Origin of the sequence: Shimia fortis, from assembly GCF_040225985.1 — a bacterium.
In the GTDB taxonomy this organism is placed as follows: domain Bacteria; phylum Pseudomonadota; class Alphaproteobacteria; order Rhodobacterales; family Rhodobacteraceae; genus Shimia.
On the sequence record NZ_JBBPEU010000006.1, the window covers coordinates 1 to 22,034 of the forward strand.

The 22,034-nt window shown below is 61.7% G+C and carries 21 protein-coding genes, 2 tRNA genes and 1 pseudogene; 16 read left to right on the forward strand and 8 right to left on the reverse strand.

All coding sequences use genetic code 11. The annotated features are described in order from the left end of the window. The 4 genes and pseudogenes from WNE31_RS10535 to WNE31_RS10550 all read left to right on the forward strand — a co-directional run. Window positions 1–92 (forward strand): annotated as a pseudogene (locus WNE31_RS10535) (acyl-CoA dehydrogenase family protein); the annotation flags it as partial. 104 nt (window positions 93–196) lie between these two features. Continuing rightward, complete coding sequence (locus WNE31_RS10540) at window positions 197–1,627, forward strand: aldehyde dehydrogenase family protein (protein ID WP_349979726.1); 1,431 nt, start codon at window positions 197–199, stop codon at window positions 1,625–1,627. Window positions 1,628–1,631: 4 nt separating this feature from the next. Then, window positions 1,632–2,507: a 3-hydroxybutyryl-CoA dehydrogenase gene (locus tag WNE31_RS10545; protein WP_349979727.1), complete on the forward strand. Its 876-nt coding sequence runs from the start codon at window positions 1,632–1,634 to the stop codon at window positions 2,505–2,507. A gap of 17 nt (window positions 2,508–2,524) precedes the next feature. Then, window positions 2,525–3,976 (forward strand): Glu/Leu/Phe/Val family dehydrogenase, encoded by a 1,452-nt coding sequence (locus WNE31_RS10550; protein ID WP_349979728.1) that lies wholly within the window; start codon window positions 2,525–2,527, stop codon window positions 3,974–3,976. Between the two features lie 12 nt (window positions 3,977–3,988). Here WNE31_RS10550 and WNE31_RS10555 read toward each other — a convergent pair whose 3' ends face one another. Further along, complete coding sequence (locus WNE31_RS10555) at window positions 3,989–4,942, reverse strand: AraC-like ligand-binding domain-containing protein (protein ID WP_349979729.1); 954 nt, start codon at window positions 4,940–4,942, stop codon at window positions 3,989–3,991. Window positions 4,943–5,213: 271 nt separating this feature from the next. On the opposite strand from WNE31_RS10555, the gene capB reads away from it, so the two are divergent. From capB to WNE31_RS10590, 7 genes are read left to right on the forward strand one after another with little or no spacing between them, the layout of a single operon-like run. Beyond that, window positions 5,214–6,965 (forward strand): caprolactamase subunit beta, encoded by a 1,752-nt coding sequence (gene capB, locus WNE31_RS10560; RefSeq protein WP_349979730.1) that lies wholly within the window; start codon window positions 5,214–5,216, stop codon window positions 6,963–6,965. 27 nt (window positions 6,966–6,992) lie between these two features. Then, the gene (gene capA, locus WNE31_RS10565) at window positions 6,993–9,119 is read left to right on the forward strand and encodes a caprolactamase subunit alpha (protein ID WP_349979732.1); all 2,127 of its coding nucleotides are present in this window, start codon (window positions 6,993–6,995) and stop codon (window positions 9,117–9,119) included. Between the two features lie 48 nt (window positions 9,120–9,167). Next, window positions 9,168–9,872 (forward strand): ABC transporter ATP-binding protein, encoded by a 705-nt coding sequence (locus WNE31_RS10570; RefSeq protein ID WP_349979733.1) that lies wholly within the window; start codon window positions 9,168–9,170, stop codon window positions 9,870–9,872. Next, window positions 9,872–10,618 carry an ABC transporter ATP-binding protein gene (locus WNE31_RS10575; RefSeq protein WP_349979734.1) on the forward strand — a complete coding sequence of 249 codons (747 nt, stop codon included), beginning with the start codon at window positions 9,872–9,874 and terminating at the stop codon, window positions 10,616–10,618. Before WNE31_RS10570 ends, WNE31_RS10575 begins: the two co-directional genes overlap by 1 nt. Then, window positions 10,615–11,529, forward strand: coding sequence for a branched-chain amino acid ABC transporter permease (locus WNE31_RS10580; RefSeq protein ID WP_349979736.1), 915 nt, complete (start codon window positions 10,615–10,617; stop codon window positions 11,527–11,529). Before WNE31_RS10575 ends, WNE31_RS10580 begins: the two co-directional genes overlap by 4 nt. 3 nt (window positions 11,530–11,532) lie before the next feature. Next, entirely contained in the window at window positions 11,533–12,591 is a 1,059-nt protein-coding gene (locus WNE31_RS10585) for a branched-chain amino acid ABC transporter permease (protein ID WP_349979737.1), read from the forward strand. Between the two features lie 11 nt (window positions 12,592–12,602). Beyond that, window positions 12,603–13,772: an ABC transporter substrate-binding protein gene (locus WNE31_RS10590; protein ID WP_349979738.1), complete on the forward strand. Its 1,170-nt coding sequence runs from the start codon at window positions 12,603–12,605 to the stop codon at window positions 13,770–13,772. A gap of 81 nt (window positions 13,773–13,853) precedes the next feature. On the opposite strand, the gene WNE31_RS10595 is transcribed toward WNE31_RS10590, so the two are convergent. Further along, window positions 13,854–14,819, reverse strand: a complete 966-nt coding sequence (locus WNE31_RS10595; protein WP_349979739.1) for an NADPH:quinone oxidoreductase family protein — start codon at window positions 14,817–14,819, stop codon at window positions 13,854–13,856. A 303-nt stretch (window positions 14,820–15,122) separates the two neighbouring features. On the opposite strand from WNE31_RS10595, the gene WNE31_RS10600 reads away from it, so the two are divergent. The 3 genes from WNE31_RS10600 (at window position 15,123) to WNE31_RS10610 (ending at window position 17,808) form a co-directional block, all read left to right on the forward strand. Then, window positions 15,123–15,500: a helix-turn-helix domain-containing protein gene (locus tag WNE31_RS10600; protein WP_349979740.1), complete on the forward strand. Its 378-nt coding sequence runs from the start codon at window positions 15,123–15,125 to the stop codon at window positions 15,498–15,500. A gap of 58 nt (window positions 15,501–15,558) precedes the next feature. After that, a complete protein-coding gene (gene hisN / locus WNE31_RS10605; protein ID WP_349979741.1) occupies window positions 15,559–16,353 on the forward strand; it encodes a histidinol-phosphatase in 795 nt (264 codons plus the stop codon). A gap of 117 nt (window positions 16,354–16,470) precedes the next feature. Continuing rightward, a complete protein-coding gene (locus WNE31_RS10610) occupies window positions 16,471–17,808 on the forward strand; it encodes an 8-oxoguanine deaminase (RefSeq protein ID WP_349979742.1) in 1,338 nt (445 codons plus the stop codon). Window positions 17,809–17,854: 46 nt separating this feature from the next. Here WNE31_RS10610 and WNE31_RS10615 read toward each other — a convergent pair. Further along, window positions 17,855–17,929, reverse strand: a tRNA-Gly gene (locus WNE31_RS10615). 22 nt (window positions 17,930–17,951) lie between these two features. After that, a tRNA-Gly gene (locus tag WNE31_RS10620) sits at window positions 17,952–18,026 on the reverse strand. A gap of 134 nt (window positions 18,027–18,160) precedes the next feature. Between WNE31_RS10620 and WNE31_RS10625 the strand changes: the two genes are divergently transcribed. Together WNE31_RS10625 and WNE31_RS10630 are read left to right on the forward strand one after the other, a co-directional pair. Further along, window positions 18,161–18,523 carry a hypothetical protein gene (locus tag WNE31_RS10625; RefSeq protein WP_349979743.1) on the forward strand — a complete coding sequence of 121 codons (363 nt, stop codon included), beginning with the start codon at window positions 18,161–18,163 and terminating at the stop codon, window positions 18,521–18,523. 13 nt (window positions 18,524–18,536) lie between these two features. Then, window positions 18,537–18,710: a hypothetical protein gene (locus WNE31_RS10630; RefSeq protein WP_349979744.1), complete on the forward strand. Its 174-nt coding sequence runs from the start codon at window positions 18,537–18,539 to the stop codon at window positions 18,708–18,710. A gap of 4 nt (window positions 18,711–18,714) precedes the next feature. Here the strand turns inward: WNE31_RS10630 and WNE31_RS10635 are convergent, their stop codons facing one another. The 4 genes from WNE31_RS10635 to fsa all read right to left on the reverse strand — a co-directional run bounded on the left by WNE31_RS10635 (window position 18,715) and on the right by fsa (window position 21,919). Continuing rightward, the gene (locus WNE31_RS10635) at window positions 18,715–19,512 is read right to left on the reverse strand and encodes an NAD(P)-binding domain-containing protein (RefSeq protein ID WP_349979745.1); all 798 of its coding nucleotides are present in this window, start codon (window positions 19,510–19,512) and stop codon (window positions 18,715–18,717) included. Further along, window positions 19,481–20,395 (reverse strand): tyrosine recombinase XerC, encoded by a 915-nt coding sequence (locus WNE31_RS10640; RefSeq protein WP_349979746.1) that lies wholly within the window; start codon window positions 20,393–20,395, stop codon window positions 19,481–19,483. Before WNE31_RS10640 ends, WNE31_RS10635 begins: the two co-directional genes overlap by 32 nt. Next, window positions 20,392–21,099 (reverse strand): DUF484 family protein, encoded by a 708-nt coding sequence (locus tag WNE31_RS10645; protein ID WP_349979747.1) that lies wholly within the window; start codon window positions 21,097–21,099, stop codon window positions 20,392–20,394. The genes WNE31_RS10640 and WNE31_RS10645 overlap by 4 nt, the downstream gene beginning before the upstream one ends. Before the next feature lie 166 nt (window positions 21,100–21,265). Then, window positions 21,266–21,919 (reverse strand): fructose-6-phosphate aldolase, encoded by a 654-nt coding sequence (fsa, locus tag WNE31_RS10650; RefSeq protein WP_349979748.1) that lies wholly within the window; start codon window positions 21,917–21,919, stop codon window positions 21,266–21,268. Window positions 21,920–22,034 lie beyond the last annotated feature (115 nt).

Sequence of the window (22,034 nt, forward strand, 5' to 3'; positions counted from 1 at the left end):
ACCTCGAGACCGTGAACACCTACGAAGGCACCCACGACGTGCACGCCCTCATCCTGGGCCGCGCACAGACCGGGCTGCAGGCGTTCGTGTAAACCCTCGTGCGGCGCCTGATCTGGCCGGGCGCTGCGCCTTGGGGAAAGCCACACTCCCCCGGCTTTCCCCACCTTTCCTTTCCCTAAATTTCGATGAGCACGTGATGAAACAGAATCTCATTGCCGGCCAATGGCTGGACGGCGTTGATGCCGTGGAAAACCGTAACCCCGCCGATGTTTCAGAGGTGATCGGAACCTATGCCCGCGCCAGCGCCGCGCAGGTGGCCGAGGCCGCAACTGCCGCCCGTGCGGCCCTGCCCGGCTGGGCCAAGGCGTCGCCGCAGCTGCGTGCGGATATGTTGGAAACCGTTGCTCGACAGCTCTTGGCACGCAAAGACGAAATCGGCACCTTGCTCGCGCGGGAAGAGGGCAAAACGCTGGCCGAGGCCATCGGCGAAACCGCGCGCGCGGCGCAGATTTTCCGGTTTTTCGCAGGCGAGGCGATCCGTGTTGCAGGGGATGCGATTGCCTCGGTGCGGCCCGACGTGGATGTGGATGTGGTGCGCGAACCGGTCGGGGTGGTCGGGCTGATCACACCGTGGAACTTCCCCATTGCCATCCCCGCATGGAAGATCGCGCCGGCGCTGGCTTATGGCAACACGGTCCTGTTCAAACCGGCCGACCTTACGCCAGCTTCCGCGCATGTTCTTGCAGAAATCATTCACGAGGCCGGATGCCCTGCGGGGGTGTTCAACCTGGTGATGGGACGTGGGTCTGTCGTAGGCGACGCGATTGCCACCCATCCCGAGGTGGACGCCATTTCCTTTACCGGCTCGGTGCCTGTGGGTCGTGACCTTGCCGTGACGGCGGCACAGGGCATGAAGAAGGTCCAGCTAGAGATGGGCGGGAAGAATCCGATGGTGGTCCTGGACGACGCCGATCTCGATATCGCCGTGCCCGCTGTGTTGAACGGGGCGTTTTTCTCGACCGGGCAACGTTGTACCGCCTCGAGCCGGATCATTGTCGATGCGGGTATCCATGATGTCTTTGTGGATCGGTTGATCACCGAGGCGCAGGCACTCAACATTGGCGATCCGCTGGATCCTGCCGTGCAGATCGGGCCGGTTGTGTCGGACAAGCAGCTTTCCAACAACCTGCGCTATGTCGCACTGGCCGAGTCGGAAGGGGCCGAGGTGATTGGCGGTGAACGTGTAACTGGCGACACAGACGGCTATTTTCAGGCACCTGCTGTCTTTCTGAACGCGACCAACGATATGCGGTCCAGCCGCGAAGAGATTTTCGGCCCCTGCGCGTCGATCATCAAGGTTACGGGATTTGACGAGGCGCTGGCCGTGGCCAACGATACCGAATTTGGGCTGTCGTCGGGCATCTGCACGTCATCACTGAAATATGCCCGGGCCTTCAAACAGCAAAGTCAGGCCGGCATGGTAATGGTGAATCTGCCCACGGCGGGTGTGGATTATCACGTGCCCTTTGGCGGTCGAAAGGGATCGTCCCACGGATCGCGCGAACAGGGGCGCTATGCGGCCGAATTCTATACCGCGGTGAAAACCGCCTATAGCTTTGCGGGCTGAGACAATGGCGTTTCGCAGCGTGGGCGTGATCGGCGCCGGTCAGATGGGCAACGGCATCGCCCATGTCTTTGCCACGGCGGGCTATCAGGTTTTACTGACCGATATTTCCGATGATGCGCTGGCCGACGCGGTCCAGCGCATCACAAAGAACACTGCGCGGCAGGTGGCCAAGGGGCACCTGTCCGAGATGGCGCGCGCAGACGCATTGGGGCGCATCCGCACCACGCTGGATCTGGGCGAGGTGGGCGGCACCGACCTGGTGATTGAGGCCGCCACCGAACGCGAGCAGGTCAAGGACCAGATCTTCTCCGATCTGGCCGGATCATTGGAACCTCACACGGTCCTGACTTCGAATACCTCGTCGATTTCGATCACGCGACTGGCGGCCAAGACCGACCGTCCCGAGCGGTTCATGGGGTTTCATTTCATGAACCCCGTGCCGCTGATGAACCTTGTCGAACTGATCCGCGGCATCGCCACATCCGAGGACACCTATCAGGCCCTTTTGGCCACCGTGCAACGGCTGGGCAAGACCCCGGCCTCGGCCGAGGATTACCCGGCCTTTATCGTGAACCGCATCCTGATCCCGATGATCAACGAAGCGGCTTATACGCTCTATGAAGGCGTCGGCAACGTGGCCTCGATCGACGCGGCGATGAAACTGGGTGCGAACCACCCGATGGGGCCTTTGGAGTTGGGCGATTTTATCGGGCTGGATACCTGTCTTGCCATCATGCACGTGCTGCATGACGGGCTGGCCGATACCAAGTACCGGCCCTGTCCGCTGTTGGTGAAATATGTCGAGGCCGGATGGCTGGGTCGAAAGTCTGGTCGCGGCTTCTATGACTATCGGGGCGAGACCCCGGTGCCGACCCGCTAATTTATCGGAGTATCGCCATGACTCACGACACCCCTGTGCAATCCGTTCCGCATGAGCCGAGTTTTCGGGAATCCGTAGACCTGATGTTCAACCGCGCGGCGGCGGTCATGGACCTGTCGCCCGGTCTCGAGGAAAAGATCCGCGTCTGCAATGCCACCTACACCGTACGCTTCGGCGTGCGGTTGCGGGGCAAGATCCAGACTTTCGTCGGCTATCGCTCGGTCCATTCCGAACATATGGAACCGGTCAAGGGCGGTATCCGCTATGCGCCGTCGGTCAATCAGGACGAGGTCGAGGCGCTGGCCGCGCTGATGACCTATAAATGCGCGCTGGTCGAGGCCCCGTTCGGCGGCTCGAAAGGCGGGCTCTGTATTGATCCGCGTGACTGGGACGAACACGAACTTGAGAAAATCACCCGCCGGTTTGCCTATGAACTGGCCAAGCGCGATTTGATCCATCCCTCGCAGAACGTGCCCGCGCCGGACATGGGTACCGGTGAACGTGAAATGGCATGGATCGCTGACCAATACGCGCGCATGAACACCACCGACATCAATGCACAGGCCTGTGTGACCGGTAAACCCGTGGACAGCGGTGGCATCGAGGGTCGGGTCGAGGCCACGGGCCGCGGCGTGCAATATGCCGTGCGCGAGTTTTTCCGGCACCGCGAGGACGTCGCCCGTTGCGGTTTGTCCGGTGGGCTGGAAGGCAAGCGCGTGATCGTGCAGGGGTTGGGCAACGTGGGCTACCACGCTGCCATGTTCCTGTCGCAAGAGGATGGCGCCCGCGTCGTGGGCGTCATAGAACGGGACGGCGCGCTGTTGTGCGAGACCGGTTTAGACGTCGAGGCGGTGGCGCAGTGGATCACACATCACGGCGGCGTGTGCGGTTTCCCACATGCAGAGTTCATCGCCAACGGGGCCGCGTTGCTTGAGGCAGATTGCGATATTTTGATCCCCGCCGCGGTCGAGGGCGTGATCCATCTTGGCAATGCCGCGCGGATCAAGGCGCCCCTGATCGTCGAGGCCGCAAATGGCCCGATCACCGTTGGGGCGGACCGCATCCTGACGGAACGCGGCACCGTCATTATCCCCGATCTCTATGCCAATGCGGGCGGTGTGACCGTGTCCTATTTCGAATGGGTCAAGAATTTGGGCCATATCCGGTTTGGACGGATGCAGCGCCGCCAGGAAGAGGCCCGCCACCAGTTGATCGTCGATCAGCTTGAAAGCCTGTCCGAGGCTTTGGGCAAGCAATGGTCGCCCAGTCCTGATTTCAAACAGAAATACCTGCGCGGCGCGGATGAATTGGAGTTGGTACGCTCGGGGCTGGATGACACCATGCGCACGGCCTATGGCGCGATGCGCGAGGTCTGGCATGGCAACGGGCAGGTGCAGGATTTACGCACGGCGGGTTTTGTTTGTTCCGTGTCAAGGATCGCGGACAGCTATCGCTCCAAGGGGCTGTGAGCCCCTTTTGGTCTACCCGCTGATCTCGGCCTTGAAGGCGGACGGGGTCAGCCCAAACTTGTTCTTGAACAGCCGTGAAAACTGCGCCTGATCCGAAAAACCGAACCTGTACGAGACCTCGGCGATCGGCAGGCCGGGCGCCGAGGCCAGCCTGTCGCGCGCGGCAATCAGACGTTGGTCGCGGATTTGCTGGCTGACCGTGCCGTTCACGTCCTTGAACAGGTCATGCAGATAGCGTTTCGATATCCCGCAATTGTCGGCAATCAGGTCGGGCGACAGGTCCGGATTCTTGAGGTTCGCGCGGATGAATTTCTCGACCCGCGCGATATGGGCGGACCGCACCGCCGACAGGTTGCTGGTCGAGGCATCCACGGTTTCATCCAGCGCAAGCCCCAGAAGTTCCAGCAATTGCCGGCCGATGGTTTCGCTGGCCGCGTTTCCGAACGAGCCGAAATTTGACTGGGCCTGGTCGACCAGCGTCGCGAACAGGCCCGCCGTGCCTGATGTGGCGTTGAACACCTGCGCGCAGAACCGGTCTGGCTGGCGGACCCGTTCCTCAAGCGCCTTGCGCCCCACCTTCAGGACAAACAGGTCATTGGGGTTTTCATACATGAACCGGTAAGGTTCGTCGCCTCGTTCGATGATGAACCCGCCCGGATCACAGCGCACATCCCGGCCCAGTTGCCGGAACTCGACCGAAGATGCGCGAGGCAGGGTGATCAGGTACTCTTCTTCGCGCGCTTCCTTGATATGTGCGGGCCGACGTTCGTAATTTACCGGATCCGAGGTTAGCCGCGACATGCGCACATGACCAAAGGCCTGGCGGCTTAACTGACCGTTAAAGTGGATCGGATCCCGGAACTGCAGTTCCAGAGGAAAGTAAGACTCTCCAATCACCGCGTTCCATTTGCTGGAGCGGTGTTGCGGCTCTGTCGTGGCCGTCGAGAATGTGAACTCGGCGGTCATATGCGGTCCTCCTATCGGAAAACCTTACCCGGAAAGATCAATAAAACAAAAGAAATCTGCCCCTTTGCGCGGATCGGCAAATGGTTTTGCGCTGGGTGACAAATTGTTTTGCGCGGGGGGGCAAACGCTTCTGCACCCAGCGTCAAGACCGTTCATCAAACCTTCGCCAAGCTGTCTGAACGAGATCGACGTGCAAACGCGGCGCGCCGGATCGGGAGGAGATTACGCCCGTCAGGCCCCTGTCTTGCACCCATGCAAAGGACCAGAACGAATGACCAAGAGACAAGTCGACCCAATCACACTTTCGGTGGTGCGCGGTGTATTGGAAACCACGCAGCGCGAAATGACCCTCGCGCTGGAAAAGACCGCGCGCAGTTCGGTGTTCAACCTTGCACATGACTATTCCACGGCGCTGTTCAATCACACTCCCGAGATGATCCTGCAGGGTCAGGACATTCCGATCCACCTTGGCTCGCTCATTCCGGCGATGAAATCCGTGGCCGGGTTCTTTGAGGGAGATATCCACGAGGGCGACCTGATCCTGCACAATGATCCGGCCTATGGCGGCAGCCACATCATCGACACCTGCATGTATTATCCGGTCTTCTACGAAGGCGAGCTGGTGTTCTGGACGGTCTGCAAGGGCCACCTGACCGACATCGGTGGCCCGGTGCCTGCGGGCTATAACCCCGAGGCCAAGGAAATTTTCGCCGAAGGCCTGCGCATTCCACCGATCAAGCTGTGGGACAAGGGCGTGCCGCGGCATGACATCATGAACATGCTGCTGACCAACATGCGGGCACGTCGTGATCAGGAAGGCGACTTCAACGCCCTGATCGGTGCCTGCCAGGTGGGCGCGCGCAACCTGACTGCGCTGATGGACAAATATGGCAAGACCGTTGTGCAGGACTGCATCGCCGAACTGCTGGACATGGCCAATGCGCATATGAACGGCCTGATCGCGCAGGTGCCCGATGGCACGTATTCTGGCACGGCTGTTCTGGAAGATGCAGGCCACGGGTTTGGCGATTTCGACATCACAGCCACCGTCACCATCAAGGGCGACAGCTGTCACATCGAAATCGAAAGCCCGCCGCAGGTGCCCTATTTCATCAATTCTTACGAGGGCAACAGCTATTCCGGTGTCTATCTCGGGCTAATGATGTTCGCGCAATTGCCGCCGCCCTATAACGAGGGGCTCTATCGCAATGTGACGGTGGACATGGGCAAAAAGGGCACGCTCTGTAACGCGCAGTCGCCCGCGCCGCATATGAACTGTACCACCACGCCGATGGAGACACTGACCGATGCGGTGCGTCTGGCCTTTGAACAGGCCGCGCCTGACAAGGTCTCGGCCAGTTGGGGCCATGCCAACGGCTGCAACATTGCCGGTTGGGACAGCCGCCATGACGAGGAATACGTCACCATGGTGCTGGCTTCGATCATTTCGGGGGCAGGGGCCACGGCCAGCCAGGATGGCTGGCACGCCTGCGGGCCCGAGTGCTGTTTCGGAGCACTGACCTCGGGCGATATCGAGATGCTAGAACACAGCTATCCGATCATCATCCACGAATATGGGCTGATGGAAGACAGCGGCGGCGCGGGCAAGTTCCGTGGCGGGTCGGGCACCCGCTGGGCGGTAGAGCCGCTGGATACCGACATGACCCTTGTCACCTTTGGCGAAGGCCGTCGCATTCCGGCCATGGGCGCCGCCGGGGCGAAATCCGAAATGGTGCACAAAAAGGTGGGTCGCCTTGAAATCACCCGCGATGGCGAAACCCAGATCATCACCGACAACGTGATCGAAACCATCAAACCCGGCGAGATCGCGGCCAACCTCAACCCCGGTGGCGGTGGCTTTGGCAACCCGTTCGAACGCGACCCTCTCAAGGTGGTCGAGGACGTGCGCAACGGGCTCGTTTCCATCGAAGGCGCGCGGCTGGATTACGGCGTGATCATTGATGACGCAGACACGCTCTCCATCGACGAAGACGCCACGGCCAAGGCCCGTGCTGCGGCCTGAAGCCCCTGACAGAAAAGGAAAAACATCATGCGAACCCAATATCGTCTGGGCATTGACGCCGGCGGCACATTCACCGATTTCATTCTTGCCGACAAAAAGGGCGGCACCCGCATCTTCAAGGTGCTGTCCACACCAACCGAACCCACCAAGGCCATCAAGAACGGCCTTGCGCTGATCACTGAGGAAACCGGTCTCACCGCAGAAGAGATCGTCTCGAACTCGGACCTGTGCATCAACGGCACCACGGTGGGGCTGAACGCGCTGATTACCCATACCGGCGCCAAAACCGGCCTGATCGCCACCAAGGGCCACGAGGATTCCATCGAGATCCGCCTTGGTCACAAGGAAGACGGCTATCGCTATGATCCGGACTATCCTCCCGCAACCATGCTGGTACCGCGTCACCTGCGCAAAGGGGTTAGCGAGCGGGTGATCTCGGACGGGTCGATCAAGACCCCGATCAACGAGGAAGACGTGCGCGACGCCTGCCGCTATTTCATCGCAGAAGGAGTTGAGTCGGTCGCAATCAGCTTTGTCTGGTCAGTGCTTCACCCAGAGCATGAAAACCGTGCCGCCGAGATCGTGCGGGAAATGATGCCCGATGTGCGTCTGACCGTGGGGTCGCAGTTGTATCCACAGGTGCGCGAATACACCCGCACCTCGACCGCCATCGTGAATGCCTATCTCGCGCCGATCCTGCAGCGTTATGTCGAGGCGATCGACGCCTATTTCCGCGAACTCGGCAGCCAGCATCCGGTGCGCTATTTCCAGTCCAACGGCGGGCTTGCACTGGGCAAGGTGGTCAGTGACCAATCGGTCTATGCCATTAACTCCGGCCCGGCTTCGGCCCCACAGGCAGCGCTGGATGTGGCTGCACCCTGGGGTGACAAGAACATCATCACCTGTGACATGGGCGGCACCTCGTTTGACATCACCCTGACCAAGGACGGGCAGGCCAACGTCAACAAGAACATCGACTTTCTGCGATATCGCATTGGCATTCCGATGATCCAGGTGGAAACGCTGGGCGCGGGCGGTGGCTCGATCGGGTGGATCGACTCGATGGGCCTGATGCAGATGGGGCCGCAATCGGCAGGGTCCGAACCCGGCCCCGCCTGTTACGGGCAAGGGGGGGAAAACCCGACCACGACCGATGCCAACCTTGTTCTGGGGTATCTCAATTCCGACGGTCTTGTCGGAGGGCGTTTGCCGCTGGACGTGGACAAGGCGCGCGGCGCGATCAAGGCGAACCTTGCTGACCCCTTGGGTATTTCCGTCGAAAAAGCCGCCTATGGCATGTTCACCATCGTCAACAACAATATGGTCAACGCCATCCGCCGCGTCTCGGTTGAACGGGGCTATGATCCGCGGGACTTTGTGCTGATGGGCGCAGGCGGGGCTACGGGCGCGCATATCACCGCGCTGGCCCGCGAGATGGGCATCTCGAAGGTGCTGATTTCCAAGCTGGCCTCGGGCTTGTGCGCCTATGGACAGATCATTTCGGACGTCAAATACAACTACATGGCGCCCGCTCCGATCCGTCTGGAAGGGGCCGAGGCGGCCAAGAAGCTGGACGATTTGTTCAACACGCTTGAGGCGCGCGGCAAGGTCGATCTGGCGGGTGATGGGTTTGCCGAAGACCGGATTTCGATCCGTCGCTCGCTGGATATGCGCTATGTCGGGCAGGTGCATGAATGCACGGTGGAAATCGATCCGTTCGAAGTCACCGAGGCCACGATCGAAGACATCAAGGCAGCGTTCCACGCCCGCCACAAAGAGCTCTATACCTATGACGAACCGCACAATGCGGTCGAGATCGTCAACGTCGAAAGCACGATTGCCGGCCACGTCGACAAGCCCGAGCGCATGACCATAGCAGAAGGCAAGGGCGCGCATGAAACCCTGAAAGGCACGCGCGAAATGGTCTTCAACGCCGACGGCATCGCCCAGGACACGCCGGTCTATGACGGCTCGGCGATGGGGGCAGGGGACACGTTGCACGGCCCGGCCGTGATCGAAGAAGTCACCACCACCATCGTGGTCGAGCCCGGCTGGACCGTGACCCTGCACGAAAGTGGTGTCTATGTGCTGACCGCGGATGCAGCACAGGGCCAGCGTCAGGTCGACCAGCTCAAAGAACTGGCCGAGGTCTGAACGATGGGACGGCGGACAGGAACGGGGTCCTCCCTGGCGGCATCTGGGGTGACGGTGGCTTTCGGCGGGTTCAAGGCCCTCACCGATGTCACGATGACGATCACTCCGGGTGCCGTGCATGGGCTGATCGGGCCGAACGGGGCGGGCAAAACTACCATGGTCAACACCCTGACCGGGTTTCAGGCCCCGACCCACGGGACGGTCATGCTTGGGGGGCGGGATGTTGGCAGCCTGCCGCCACATGATCTGCGTCGGGCTGGTGTGGCCCGCACCTTCCAGGCGGGTCGGCTTTTCCCCGGACTGGATGTACTGGACAACCTCGCCGTCACCGGCGTGGGACTGGGGCACTCCCGTTCTGCCTCCGAGGCCGAGGCGCTGCGGCTGCTCGACTGGATGGGCGTGTCCCATCTGGCCGAGCAGCCCGCAGCAGGGTTGCCCTACACGGATGAACGGCGCGTGGGGATTGCCCGCTCGTTGATGTTTTCACCGGATTTCCTGCTACTAGACGAACCGGCAGCAGGCATGTCCGAAGCCGAGGCCGCCGATCTGGCCGCCCTGATCGGACGCGTTGCCGCCGAACTGGGCGCGGGCGTTTTGTTGATCGAACACAATGTCGGGTTGGTCCTGTCGGTGTCCCACCATGTCTACGTGCTGGATGCGGGGCAGGTCATCGAAGAGGGCGATGTCGATGTGATCCTGAGCAGCCAGGCCGTGCGCGATGCCTATCTCGGCGCAGACCAGGAGGCTGCGTGATGTCCAAGCTTGGCGTTTTTGATCTGTCCGTGCGCTATGGCAAGGTGCCTGCGCTGACGGATGTGACATTGCACCTCGAAGAAGGTGAGCGGGTGTTCATCTCGGGGCCGAACGGGGCCGGAAAATCCTCGCTCCTTGGCGCGATCAGCGGCGCGGTACCGACCAGCCATGGACGGATCGAGATGGACGGTGATCTTCTGACCGGTCGCCCGCCCGAGGCCATCGCCCGTCTGGGCCTTTCCATGGTGCCCGAGGGGCGCGAGATTTTCGGCGCGCTGACGGTCGAGGAAAACCTGCGCGTCGGCACCGGCCTGCGCCGCGACCGCGACGCTGTGGAAGGCGACATTGCAGAAATTTTCGACGCCTTTCCCATTCTGCGGGAACGCCGTCAGGCCAGCGCGGGCGCGCTTTCGGGGGGGCAGCAACAAATGCTCGCCATCGGGCGCGCCCTCATGACCAATCCGAAACTGATGATGGTGGATGAACCATCGCTGGGGCTGGCCCCCAAGATCGTGGATCAGGTCTATGACACGCTGGTGCAGCTTCAGGAAGATCGCGGGCTGACCCTTTTAATCGTCGAGCAAAGCTCGATGCGGGCCGCGCGGGTTGGCGGGCGCATGATCCTGCTCAGGGGGGGTGCCATCGTGGGCGAGGGCGACGCGGCCTCTTTCGCCGAGCGTGACCTGCTCAGCGAAGCCTATTTCGGACAATCCGGTACCCGACCCTCAAAGGAGGCAGCACAATGACATCGCTGGCCCAACTCTTTTTCGATGCCGCGTCGCTTGGGGGTATCTACGCGATGGCCGCCCTTGGTATCGCGCTGATCTTCGGGGTGATGAACCTCGTGAACTTTGCCCATGGCGAATATATCGCCTTCTGCGTTTTTGCCCTGATTGTACCCTCGACCGAAGCCGTCGCGGTGATGTTTCTTGGCAAGGCGCCGGCGCTGCTGTTGATCCCGGTCCTTCTGGGGTTGGGCGCTGCGGTGGCCGTGGCCAGCGAATATGTGGTGTTCCGGCATATGCGCAAGGCCACGCCGGTTGCGATGATGATCTCGTCCTTCGCGCTGGGTTTCGTGATCCAGAACGCCCTTCTGGCGGTGTATGGCGGACGCCCCAAGGCGATCAGCCTCTGGCCCGACCTGAACACGCCGGTCGGCGTCATGGGGGCTGAGGTGCCCCTGCTGCAACTGATCGTGATTCTTGCCACCCTTGTCGTGGTCTGCGCGCTGGCGCTCTTGTTGAAACGCACGCGGCTGGGGCTGGAAATGCGCGCAGCGGCCGAGAACTTTACCATGGCGCGCCTGCTGGGCGTGCGCGCGAACGTGGTCATCACCGGAGCGTTCGCGCTGTCGGGCGCGCTTGCCGCCGCTGTTGCGCTGATCATGGCGACACAGACCGGCGTGGCCGATGTGCGCATGGGCGGGCAGATCATGCTCGTGGCCTTTATCGCCACCGTGATCGGCGGGCTTGGGTCGCTGCCCGGTGCAGTCGCGGCCGGGTTCCTGATCGGGGCTGCTTCGGTCCTGTTGCAGGCCTTTCTGCCGCTCGAAATCCGTCCCTTCCGGGATGCCTTTCTCTACACGCTGGTGATCGCCTGTCTGCTGCTGCGGCCGCAGGGCTTGTTCGTGTCCAGCTCTGCCAAGCCGAGGATCTGAACCATGATGGGTAAACACGCGCAAAACCGTCTTTTGTCCTATTCCACCCCCGTGGTCCTGATCGCGATCCTTCTGGTGTTCGTCGCCTGCGTGACCCTGACCGGAGACAAGGCACTGGGCCGCATGGCTGCTGAAACCCTGATCCGCGTCGTTCTGGTTGTGGGCTTGTGGATCTTTGTCGGCAATTCGGGCGTCGTCAGTTTTGGCCATGCCGGATACATGGCGATCGGGGCCTATTGCTCGGCCTGGCTGACTCTCAAACCCCAGATGAAGGCGCTGTTCCTGCCCGACCTTCCGCCCTGGTTGGCGCAGGCGGAATGGCCGGTTTTTCCCGCCGCCATTGCCTCGGGGCTGTTGGCGGCGCTGGTCGCGCTGATTTCCGGCGCCGCGATCCTGCGCCTGTCAGGGATTGCAGCCTCGATTGCCACATTCGCCTTTCTGGCCATCGTCAACACTGTCTATTCCAACTGGGAAGGTGTGACCGGCGCGACCTCGTCCGTGGTCGGGTTGACCCGTTATGTCGATCAATGGGTGGCGCTGGGCTGGGCCGCCGCCGCGATTGTCGCGGCCAACCTCTATGCCAATTCTGCCAGCGGGCTGGCCTTGCGGGCCACCCGCGAAGACGAGGTCGCGGCCAGCGCCTCGGGCATCAACATGTACCGACACCGCCTGTTGTCGCTGGTGATCAGTGGCTTTTTCACCGGCGTGGCGGGCGCCCTTCTTGGGCACTCCATCGGCGTGCTGAACCCCGACAGTTTCTATCTCGGAATCACCTTCATTTCGCTGGCCATGCTGGTTATCGGCGGAATCGGCAGCCTGTCCGGCGCGGTCGCCGGTGTGCTGAGCCTGTCCCTTCTGATTGAAATGCTGGTGCGTCTGGAACAGGGCGTCACGATCGGTGCCGCCGAGCTCGCGCTGCCTGGTGGTGCGCAGGAAATCCTGATCGGCGTGGTGATGATCCTTGTCCTGATCTTGCGTCCAGCCGGTCTGCTGGCAGGTCGCGAACTGCGCCTGCCACGCCTTGGCCGTGCCCTTCATCCAAAACAAAACCCCACCAACTGAGGAGACTTTCCATGAAACAGACACTGATCGGGTCCGCGCTGGCGCTTGCCCTTGCGACGCCCGCCCTCGCCGAGGACATCACCGTTGGCTTTGCCATCGCCAAGTCCGGCTGGATGGAGGCTTATGACACCCCCGCTGCCACCGCCGCCAAAATCCGCATTGACGAGATCAACGCCAATGGCGGCCTATTGGGCAAACAGATCAAGTGGATCGAGGCCGACACCAAGACCGACCGTGCGCAATCCGCCAAGGCAGGGTTGCAGGTGCTGGACCAAGGTGCCGACATGATGGTGGTCAGCTGTGACTATGACTTTGGGGCGCCTGCGGCGCTGGCTGCCGAGGCAGAAGGCAAGAACTCGTTCTTTCTCTGTGCCGAGGACGTGAAGGCCGGGATTCAGGGCGTTGGTCCCAACAGTTTCTCGGGTTCGGTTCTGGCCGCGGTGCAGGGTGCAACCATGGCGGAATGGTCGATGGCGGAACGCAATGCCAAGACCGGCTATGTGCTGCTGGACACCACCATCGAATACAACAAGGGCATCTGCACCGGCTTTGACTGGATGTTCCCCAAGGCAGGCGGTGAAATTGTCGGACGGGATACGTTCAAGAACAACGACGCCTCGATTGCCAGTCAGATCAGCCGGATCAAGGCTCTGCCGCAAGAACCCGACGTGATCATGCTGTGTTCATACATCCCCGGTGCCGCCGCCGCCGTGCGTCAAATCCGGGCTGCGGGGATCAACGCACTGATCCTGAACGGGTCCGCGGTGGACGGCTCTTACTGGCTGGATGCGGTGCCGGATCTGTCGGGCTTTGTGCTGCCGGTGCAGGGGTCGATCTATGGCGATGACCCGCGCCCCGAAGTCGAGGCGTTTAACGCTGCCTTCGAGAAGGCCAGCGGCGCCCGTCCGGCCAGCTCTTACGCCTATCCGGGCTATATCCTGATCGACCTCTGGGCCAAGGCCGTGGAACGCGCGGGCAGCACCGAGGGTGCAGCTGTGACCGCCGAACTGGAAAAGATGCAGGACGAGGCGACGATCTTTGGCCCGCGCAGCTTTAGTGACACGCTGCACCACCAGAACAGCGCCAAGATGCAGATCATCGAGATTTCGGGGGCCAAACCCGGCGTTGTCGGGGACTGGACCATCAGCGCGCCGGTGCCGCTGGATGTTCTGCTGAAGTAAGCGAAGAGACTGGCGCTTCACGCACCCGCCCGCGACGATGTCCGGGCGGGTGATATTATTTCAGGCGTTGGACACCGCCGCTTAGTCGCGCATGGTGACGACCACCTTGCCGGTAGATTTGCGGCTGCGCAGCAACTCCATTGCGTCGTTGGTCTGTTCCAGCGGCAAGGTGTGGCTCACATGCGGCTTGATCCGGCCTTCTGCGTACCATCCGAACAACGTGGCAAGGCTGTCGGTGAGGACGTTCGGTTTGAAGGCCATGTAGCCCCCCCAATAAAGCCCCATCACGGTCAGGTTTTTCACCAGCAGGTGATTGGCCGGAATTTGAGGAACATCGCCGCTGGCAAAGCCTATCGGCAACAGGCGCGCCTCGGGGTTGCTGGCGCGGAAGGCCGCCTTGAACTGTTCACCGCCCACCGGGTCATAGACCACATCGGCCCCGCCCAAGGCTTTGACCTCTGCGCGAATGTCGGCGTCGGTCGCATCAATCAGATGATCCGCGCCGAATTTCCCGGCCACGGCCAGTTTGTCTTTGCCACGTGCGCAGGCAATGACATTGGCGCCCATGAGCTTGCCGATTTCCACGGCGGTCAGGCCCACGCCACCTGCCGCGCCCAACACCAGAAGGTTTTCGCCCGGTTGAAGGCGTGCGCGGTAATCCAGCGCGACATGGCTGGTGCCATAAGCCACCATAAAGGCGGCGGCATCCACAAAGGACATCGCATCCGGCAGCGGCACGCACATGCGCGCATCGTAGCAGCCATATTCCGCAAGCCCGCCTTTGCCCGCAAAGACGGCGACGCGCGTGCCGATGGCGGGACCCTTGGTGTCGGGGCCAAGCGCATCTACCTCGCCCGCGACCTCCATGCCGCCGACAAAGGGCAGGGGCGGGGTTTCCTGATAGGTGCCCTTCTGCATCAGCAGATCCGCAAAGTTCAGACCGCAGGCGCGGATCCGCACGCGAATCTCTCCAGGGCCCGGTTCGGGCATGGGCAGGTCGGTGACTTGGGGCAGCTCGTCGTGCGAGGTGATCTGGTATGCGCGCATGGGGTGTCTCCTGATGGTCTGGATGTCTTTGTAACCTTTCCCGAAGGCTTGTCAAAAATCGGTGCAAAAACAAGGTGGAACCCCGTTTCCGTTGCGTCCGAAATTCACCTAGAGATTGTATGGTTTAAAGATGTCGTTGCCATTTGCTTGTATCAAAATTCTTGATTCGGTGGGCGAAGCTGCTACAGTGAGGCCCGTGCCGCCGAAATGACGGCGTTCTAAACTAAAGAGCACCTGCTGGCTTCCAAGCGAACTGGCCCTTTGCGGGTGTGGCTTGCAAAATGAATCGTGAGGAGTCTTTCGATGGCCCATCCAGTAGACGTGCATGTCGGGAAACGCATCCGTCAGCGCCGTTGGCTTACCGGTATGACGCAGCAACAGCTGGCCCAGCATGTCGGCATCAAGTTCCAGCAGATCCAGAAATACGAAACCGGCGCCAATCGCGTCAGCGCATCCCGCCTGTGGGATATCGCCGAGGCGCTGGACGTGCCGGTCAGCTTTTTCTTCGAAGGTATCGAGGAAGCCGAAGCCGCCGAGGCCTCCGAGTCGACCTCGAAAGTGCCCGCAGACCTGATGGGCGACAAAGAGGCGCTTGATCTGGTGCGTTCCTACTATTCGATCCCTGAAAACCAACGCCGCCGGCTGTTCGAGCTGGCCCGGGTTTTAAGTGACGTCGCTTGAGTTCGCAGGCCCTCTGGTCTAGCGGTGGCGAAAGCCCCCTTGCCAGAGGACGACTCAAGTGACCAGGACCGAACAAGACAGTATTATCGAAGCGGCGTTTGCGATGGCAGACGCCGCCCGTTCTGCGATACTTCCGCATTTCCGCCTGCAGGGCCTGGCCGCTGACAACAAGTTGGAAGACGGCTTTGATCCGGTGACCGAAGGCGATCGCGCGGCCGAACGGGCGATGCGCGATGTTCTGGCCCGTCTGCGTCCGCAAGATGCCATTCTGGGTGAAGAATACGGCGCGTCCAAGGGCACGTCGGGGCTGACCTGGGTGTTGGACCCGATCGATGGCACACGTGGCTTCATCAGCGGCACCCCGACCTGGGGGGTTCTGATCGCCCTGTCGGATGAGACCGGTCCCGTGTTTGGCGTGATCGATCAACCCTATATCCGCGAACGCTTTGTCGGCGGCTTTGGGCAGGCGCATGTCGACGGCCCTTCCGGGCGCATGGATCTGCGGTGTCGCGAGGCGGGCGCGCTGGCGGATGCGATCCTGCTCAGCACCTTTCCCGAAATCGGAAGCCCGACCGAACGCGCCGCCTTCGAGGCCGTGTCGCAGGGCGTGCGCCTGACACGTTATGGCATGGACTGTTATGGCTATGCTCTGGTCTCGACGGGGCAGGTGGATCTCGTGATCGAGGCAGGGCTTAATGCCTATGATATTCAGGCGCCCATTGCCGTGATCGAGGCTGCGGGTGGGATCGTGACCGACTGGCAGGGCCGTCCGGCCCATGACGGCGGGCGGGTTCTTGCCGCTGCCAACCCCGAAGTCCATGCCGAGGCGCTGGCCATTCTCAGCCAATATTGACCACAGCCCGCGAACGCGCCAAACTGAACGCGCTTCGAGTCCTTTGCCCGTATTCTGTCGGAGCCTGTCACACTTCAGCCACCGAAACGGGCCAGATGAAGTGTGAAAGGACTCATGATGACCGAGATTCTCATCCGCAATGCCAGCCATGTTCTGACTATGGACGACGCCCGCAGTGAGCACAGCGGGGTCGATATTCGCATCAAGCACGGCGTGATCACTGAAATCGGCACCGGGCTGGACAGCACCGGCGACACCCTTTTGGCCGAGGGCTGCGTGGTGACGCCCGGCCTCGTAAACACGCACCACCACCTTTACCAGACCCTGACCCGTGCCGTACCGGGCGGGCAGGATGCATTGTTGTTCGGCTGGTTGCAGACACTCTATCCGATCTGGAGCCGGTTCGGCCCCGAAGAGATGTATGTCTCTGCGCAGGTGGGGCTGGCGGAATTGATGCTGTCGGGCTGCACGCTCACCTCGGACCACCTTTACCTGTTCCCCAACGGGGCACGATTGGACGACACGATCCATGCGGCACGCGATATCGGGATGCGGTTTCACCCCACACGCGGCGCGATGAGCATCGGCGAAAGCGATGGTGGTCTGCCCCCTGACAGCCTTGTCGAGCGCGAGGCGGACATCCTCGAAGACTCGATCCGCGTGATCGACGGCTTCCACGATCCCGCCGAAGGGTCGATGTGCCGGGTCGGTGTCGCCCCATGTTCGCCCTTCTCGGTCACGCGCAACCTGATGCGCGACGCGGCGCTTCTGGCGCGGGATAAGGGCGTCATGCTGCACACGCACCTTGCGGAAAATGACGAGGACATCGCCTATAGCCTTGAGAAATTCGGCTGCCGCCCTGGGCAATATGCCGAGGATCTGGGCTGGACCGGTGAAGATGTATGGCACGCCCACTGCGTGAAGCTGGACGGTCAGGAAATCGACCTGTTCGCGCGCACCAGAACCGGAGTGGCCCATTGCCCCTGTTCCAACTGCCGCCTTGGCAGTGGCATCGCGCCGGTGCGGGCGATGCGCGATGCAGGCGTGCCTGTCGGGCTGGGTGTGGACGGTTCGGCCAGCAATGACGCCGGCAACATCGTGCTTGAGGCGCGGCAGGCGATGCTGTTGCAGCGGGTTGCCCGCGGGGCCGACGCGATGAGCGCCCGTGAGGCGCTGGAAATTGCCACCCGGGGCGGAGCAGAGGTTCTGGGTCGGCAGGATTGCGGCCAGATCGCCGTGGGCAAACGGGCCGATATCGCGATCTGGGACGTGTCCGGCATCGAAAGCGCCGGCAGCTGGGATCCGGCGGCCTTGTTGCTGGCGGGGCCGACACGAGTGCGCGACCTTTTGATTGAAGGGCGCGCTGTGGTGCGCGACAGCCACGTGACCACGATTGACCTGCCCAAGGTGATCGCGCGGCAAAACACACTGGCGCGGGCTTTGGCGTGGCTCTGAAAAGACGAAAGGCGCTGGGTTTCCCCGGCGCCTTTTCGGTTCTTTCTGGAGCGGGCGATGAGATTCGAACTCACGACCCTAACCTTGGCAAGGTTATGCTCTACCCCTGAGCTACGCCCGCTTACAGAAAGCTATGTCTTCAATGGAGCGGGCGATGAGATTCGAACTCACGACCCTAACCTTGGCAAGGTTATGCTCTACCCCTGAGCTACGCCCGCGTCATTGAGTGAGGCGTGAGATATAAAGACTCGCGCAGCGCCGCAAGAGGAAAATCGACCCCAGCGCAAAAAAATGTCATTCAGGCGACGGGATTCCAATCCGATCCCGTATTACCGCCATGAGGACAGTACCGATGACCCTGACCACACGCCGCGCCGCCCTATTGGGCCTATGTGCCTTGCCGACCCTTGCCCTTGCGCATGGCGAACATGGCCGGGCCAGCATCCGCGCGTCGGCCAAGATCACACGCAACCGCAATAACAAGCTGCGCCTGAAGATCAGCATCTTGAACCTGAGCAGCAAGGCCATGGTGTTTGACTCCATGCAAGTGGACGGGGCCGAGATTGAAACCAAGCCCGGAAGCGCCCCGTTGCCGGGGTTTGGGGCGCTGGACGTGACCTGTGACCTGCACTTTGCGCAGGGCACACCAGAGCGGTTCACGCTGACGCTCGACTTTGGTCAGGACGGTCAGGAACATCTGCAGATTGTCCCGTGACAGGGAAAGCAACATGTCGGAGAGGATCATGAAGATATCGGACAACCTGCGCCTTGCTGCGTTGATCGCCGCCATTCTTCTGGGGGTGGGCGCGCAGCGCTGGATCGGCGCACTGGATGACGGGCAAAGCCTTGCGGACACCAGAGATCTGCACGCATGTTCGGAACAGGCGCCCGCCTGCCTCTGAGACGTCAGTCGCCGTTTTCGAGAGCCGTAAGTCCTTGGCGCAGGGCCGTGCGCATTTCGACTTTTTCCATGTGAAGGCGCAGGCGCTGGTTATAGCCGCCGGGCGTGTTCAGCGCCTGTACCAGCGCGGCGGCGGGCGTGGCCGCAAGGCTGGATGACACAAGATGGCGCAGGAATGCCTCGCCCTGCGCCGGATCCGACACACGCGCGCCCAGCCAGTCACCGGCATCTTCCAACATGCGCGCGATGGGCGACAACACTGCCTGCGCACAAAGATAGGCGTCCATTTCGTCCGGCGTGGGCAGCGCAAAGATATGGTTGCGAGCCCCGAACAATGTGTCGATCAGCCCCGTGTCCCCGTGCATCATGATGGCCGACCCGCCCTCGGCGATCGACGGAAACGGCATCATGATCGCCACCGCCTGCGCCGGCGCGACCAGTGCGTCCGCCTCGGCCAGCGAGGCCCCGGCCATGAGGGTGATGACCTGCTGATCGGCGCGGAACACGAGGGCCCCGAGGATGTCCGGCGCTTGTTCGGCCATGAGGCCCAGAAAGATCACGTCGCTTTGGTCGATAACGGTCTGGTTGTCGGCTACAGTCACATTGTCATACGCACAGGCCAGCGCCGCGGCATTGGTGCGGCTGCGTTCGGAAACGGTGATTTTGTGCCCATCCCCAACGAGTCCCCTAACAACTGCGGTGGCGATTGTGCCGGTGCCCAGAATTCCGATGCGCATGGTGTTTCCTTTCGATGACCGCCCCATCCGCCGCCTAGGCCTTGGGGTGCGTCCGGTTGTAAACATCCATCAGGCGGGTGGTATCCACGGCGGTGTAGGCTTGGGTCGTGGACAGCGACGCATGCCCCAGAAGCTCCTGAATCGCGCGCAGGTCGCCGCCTGCCTCAAGCAGATGGGTGGCAAAGCTGTGGCGCAGGGCGTGGGGCGTCGCGGTCGCGGGCAGGCCCAGTTGCATCCGCGTGCGCGCCATCACCCCTGACACGATGCGGGGCGACAGACGTCCGCCGCGTACCCCGCGAAACAGCGGCGCATCGTCCTCTTTCGGGTGTGGACACAGGTCAAGATAGGCGGCAACTGCCTCGCGCGCGGGGCCGATCACCGGCACCACCCGTTCCTTGCCGCCTTTGCCGAGAATACGCAGGGCAGGGGGCAGCGGCGCGTCCCGTCCGTTCAGGCCCAACGCCTCGGAAATCCGCAAGCCACAGCCATAAAGCAAGGTGACTACCGCGGTATCTCGCGCGCCAACCCAAGGCATTTGCGATTGCAACTCGACCGTATCGATGACGGCGCGGGCCGCGTCCTGATCCAGCGGGCGGGGCAGTTTTTTCTGGAATTTCGGCGCGCGGGTGGACAGCACCGCGGTGGGATCGAACTCTTCCCGCTCGGCCAGCCAGCGATAAAAGCTTTTGACCGCCGAAAGTTTGCGCGCCAGCGAGCGCGCGCCAACCCCGTGGCCGCGCGCATGGGCCATCCATGCACGCATGTCGGATACGGTAATCTCGGTCAACGGGCGCATGCCCTGCGTTTCACCCTTGTGCAAAGTGATGAAGCTCAGGAATTCGGTCAGATCGCCCTGATAGGCCACCAGCGTGTTCTGCGAGGCGCCCGACAGGGCGGATTGGCTGGCCAGCCAGCCCGACAGCGCATCGGCAGCCGCCGGAGAGATCACGACAGCCAGCGCCGCATGGCCCGTTCGAACACGCCTGCGAAAAACGCCAGAAGATCGGTGCCCTGCTGCGGGGTGAATTGATGCGGGTCTTCCGCCCCCATCACCAGCATACCGGGCAGGCGGCCTTCTCCGAAATCCAGTTTCAGACAGGCTTCGGAGCGGATCCAGTCGGCCTCCTCGCCATAGATCAGCGTCGATCCAGAATGCAGCTGGCGCAGGGTGACCTGTCGCAGCGGCACGTTTCGCCCGCCGGCCAGATAGTCGTCGATGAAACCGGGTTCTGCCACTGACAGCACATCGCCCAGTTTCTGGATGGCGGGATCGTCCTCGGATTGGACGGATTCAAGCACGAGGCGCACCGCATCCACCCGTAGGATTTCGGCCACTTCGCCGCCAAGGTCATGCAGGAAGGGTTCGAATTCCACCGGGTCCAGCATCCGCAGAATCGCCCGATGCACCTGGTTGGTGCCCGCGAGGTTTTCATAAGCGGCTGCGATCACGCTGCGGTGGGTGTCTTCCAGCCGGTCCAGCCGCGCCTCGAGACGTTCCATGGCAATGCCGCGCAGATCGACGATATTGCCACCCATGGATTTTTCGTTCGCGGCAATCAGGGCGCGCATTAGGTCCTGATCGTCCAGAATCATGTCTGGTTGAGAGATAATCTTCTCGCGCACCGAATCGTCGATTTTGGCGTTGCTGCTCATGTCTGTCTCGTTCTTGTTTGCGCCAATGGTATCAGAGCCGCGCGCGGAATGCCTCTTCTTTTTTGCGGCAATTTTCCGGACTGCGGGGCATGGGCATCGTCACGCCGACGAAAAAAGGCGCAGATCATTCCCGCGCCTTTCCTGTCTTTCAAAAAGGTGACCTCGCTCAGAGGATCTTGATCCCGGCCGCCTTGATGTCGGCAAGGAACGCATCCAGACCCTTGTCGGTCAGAGGGTGGTTCACCATCGACTTGATCACGCCCGGAGGCGCGGTCATCACGTCGGCCCCGCACAGGGCGCTTTGGGTGACGTGGTTCACAGTACGGATCGAGGCCGCCAAAATCTGGGTTTCAAAGCCGTAATTGTCATAGATTGTTCGGATGTCGGCAATCAGGTCCATGCCATCAAAGTTGATGTCATCCAGACGCCCGATAAATGGCGAGATGAAGGTCGCACCCGCCTTGGCCGCCAGCAGCGCCTGGTTGGCTGAGAAGCACAGAGTCACGTTGACCATGTGGCCGTCATCGCTCAGCGCCTTACATGCCTTGAGCCCGTCCCACGTCAGCGGGACTTTGACGGCGATGTTTTCGGCGATCTCTACCAGCTTGCGCCCTTCGGCGATCATCTCGTCGGCATCGGTCGCGGTCACTTCGGCCGACACGGGGCCGTCGACCAGATCGCAGATTTCCTTGGTGACTTCGATGATGTCACGGCCGGATTTCTTGATCAGCGAAGGGTTTGTGGTCACACCGTCCACCATGCCAAGATCGTTCAGTTCGGCGATGGCGTCGATTTCAGCGGTATCAACGAAGAATTTCATGGGCGCGGGTCCTTTGATGGGTTGGCCTTTCCTTGGCTTGCCTTTAGCGCAAGTTTTGAGATGCTGGAACCCCCAAGCGCCGGCGCGTGGCAGGGTTTGGCCGAGGGCAGGGCCG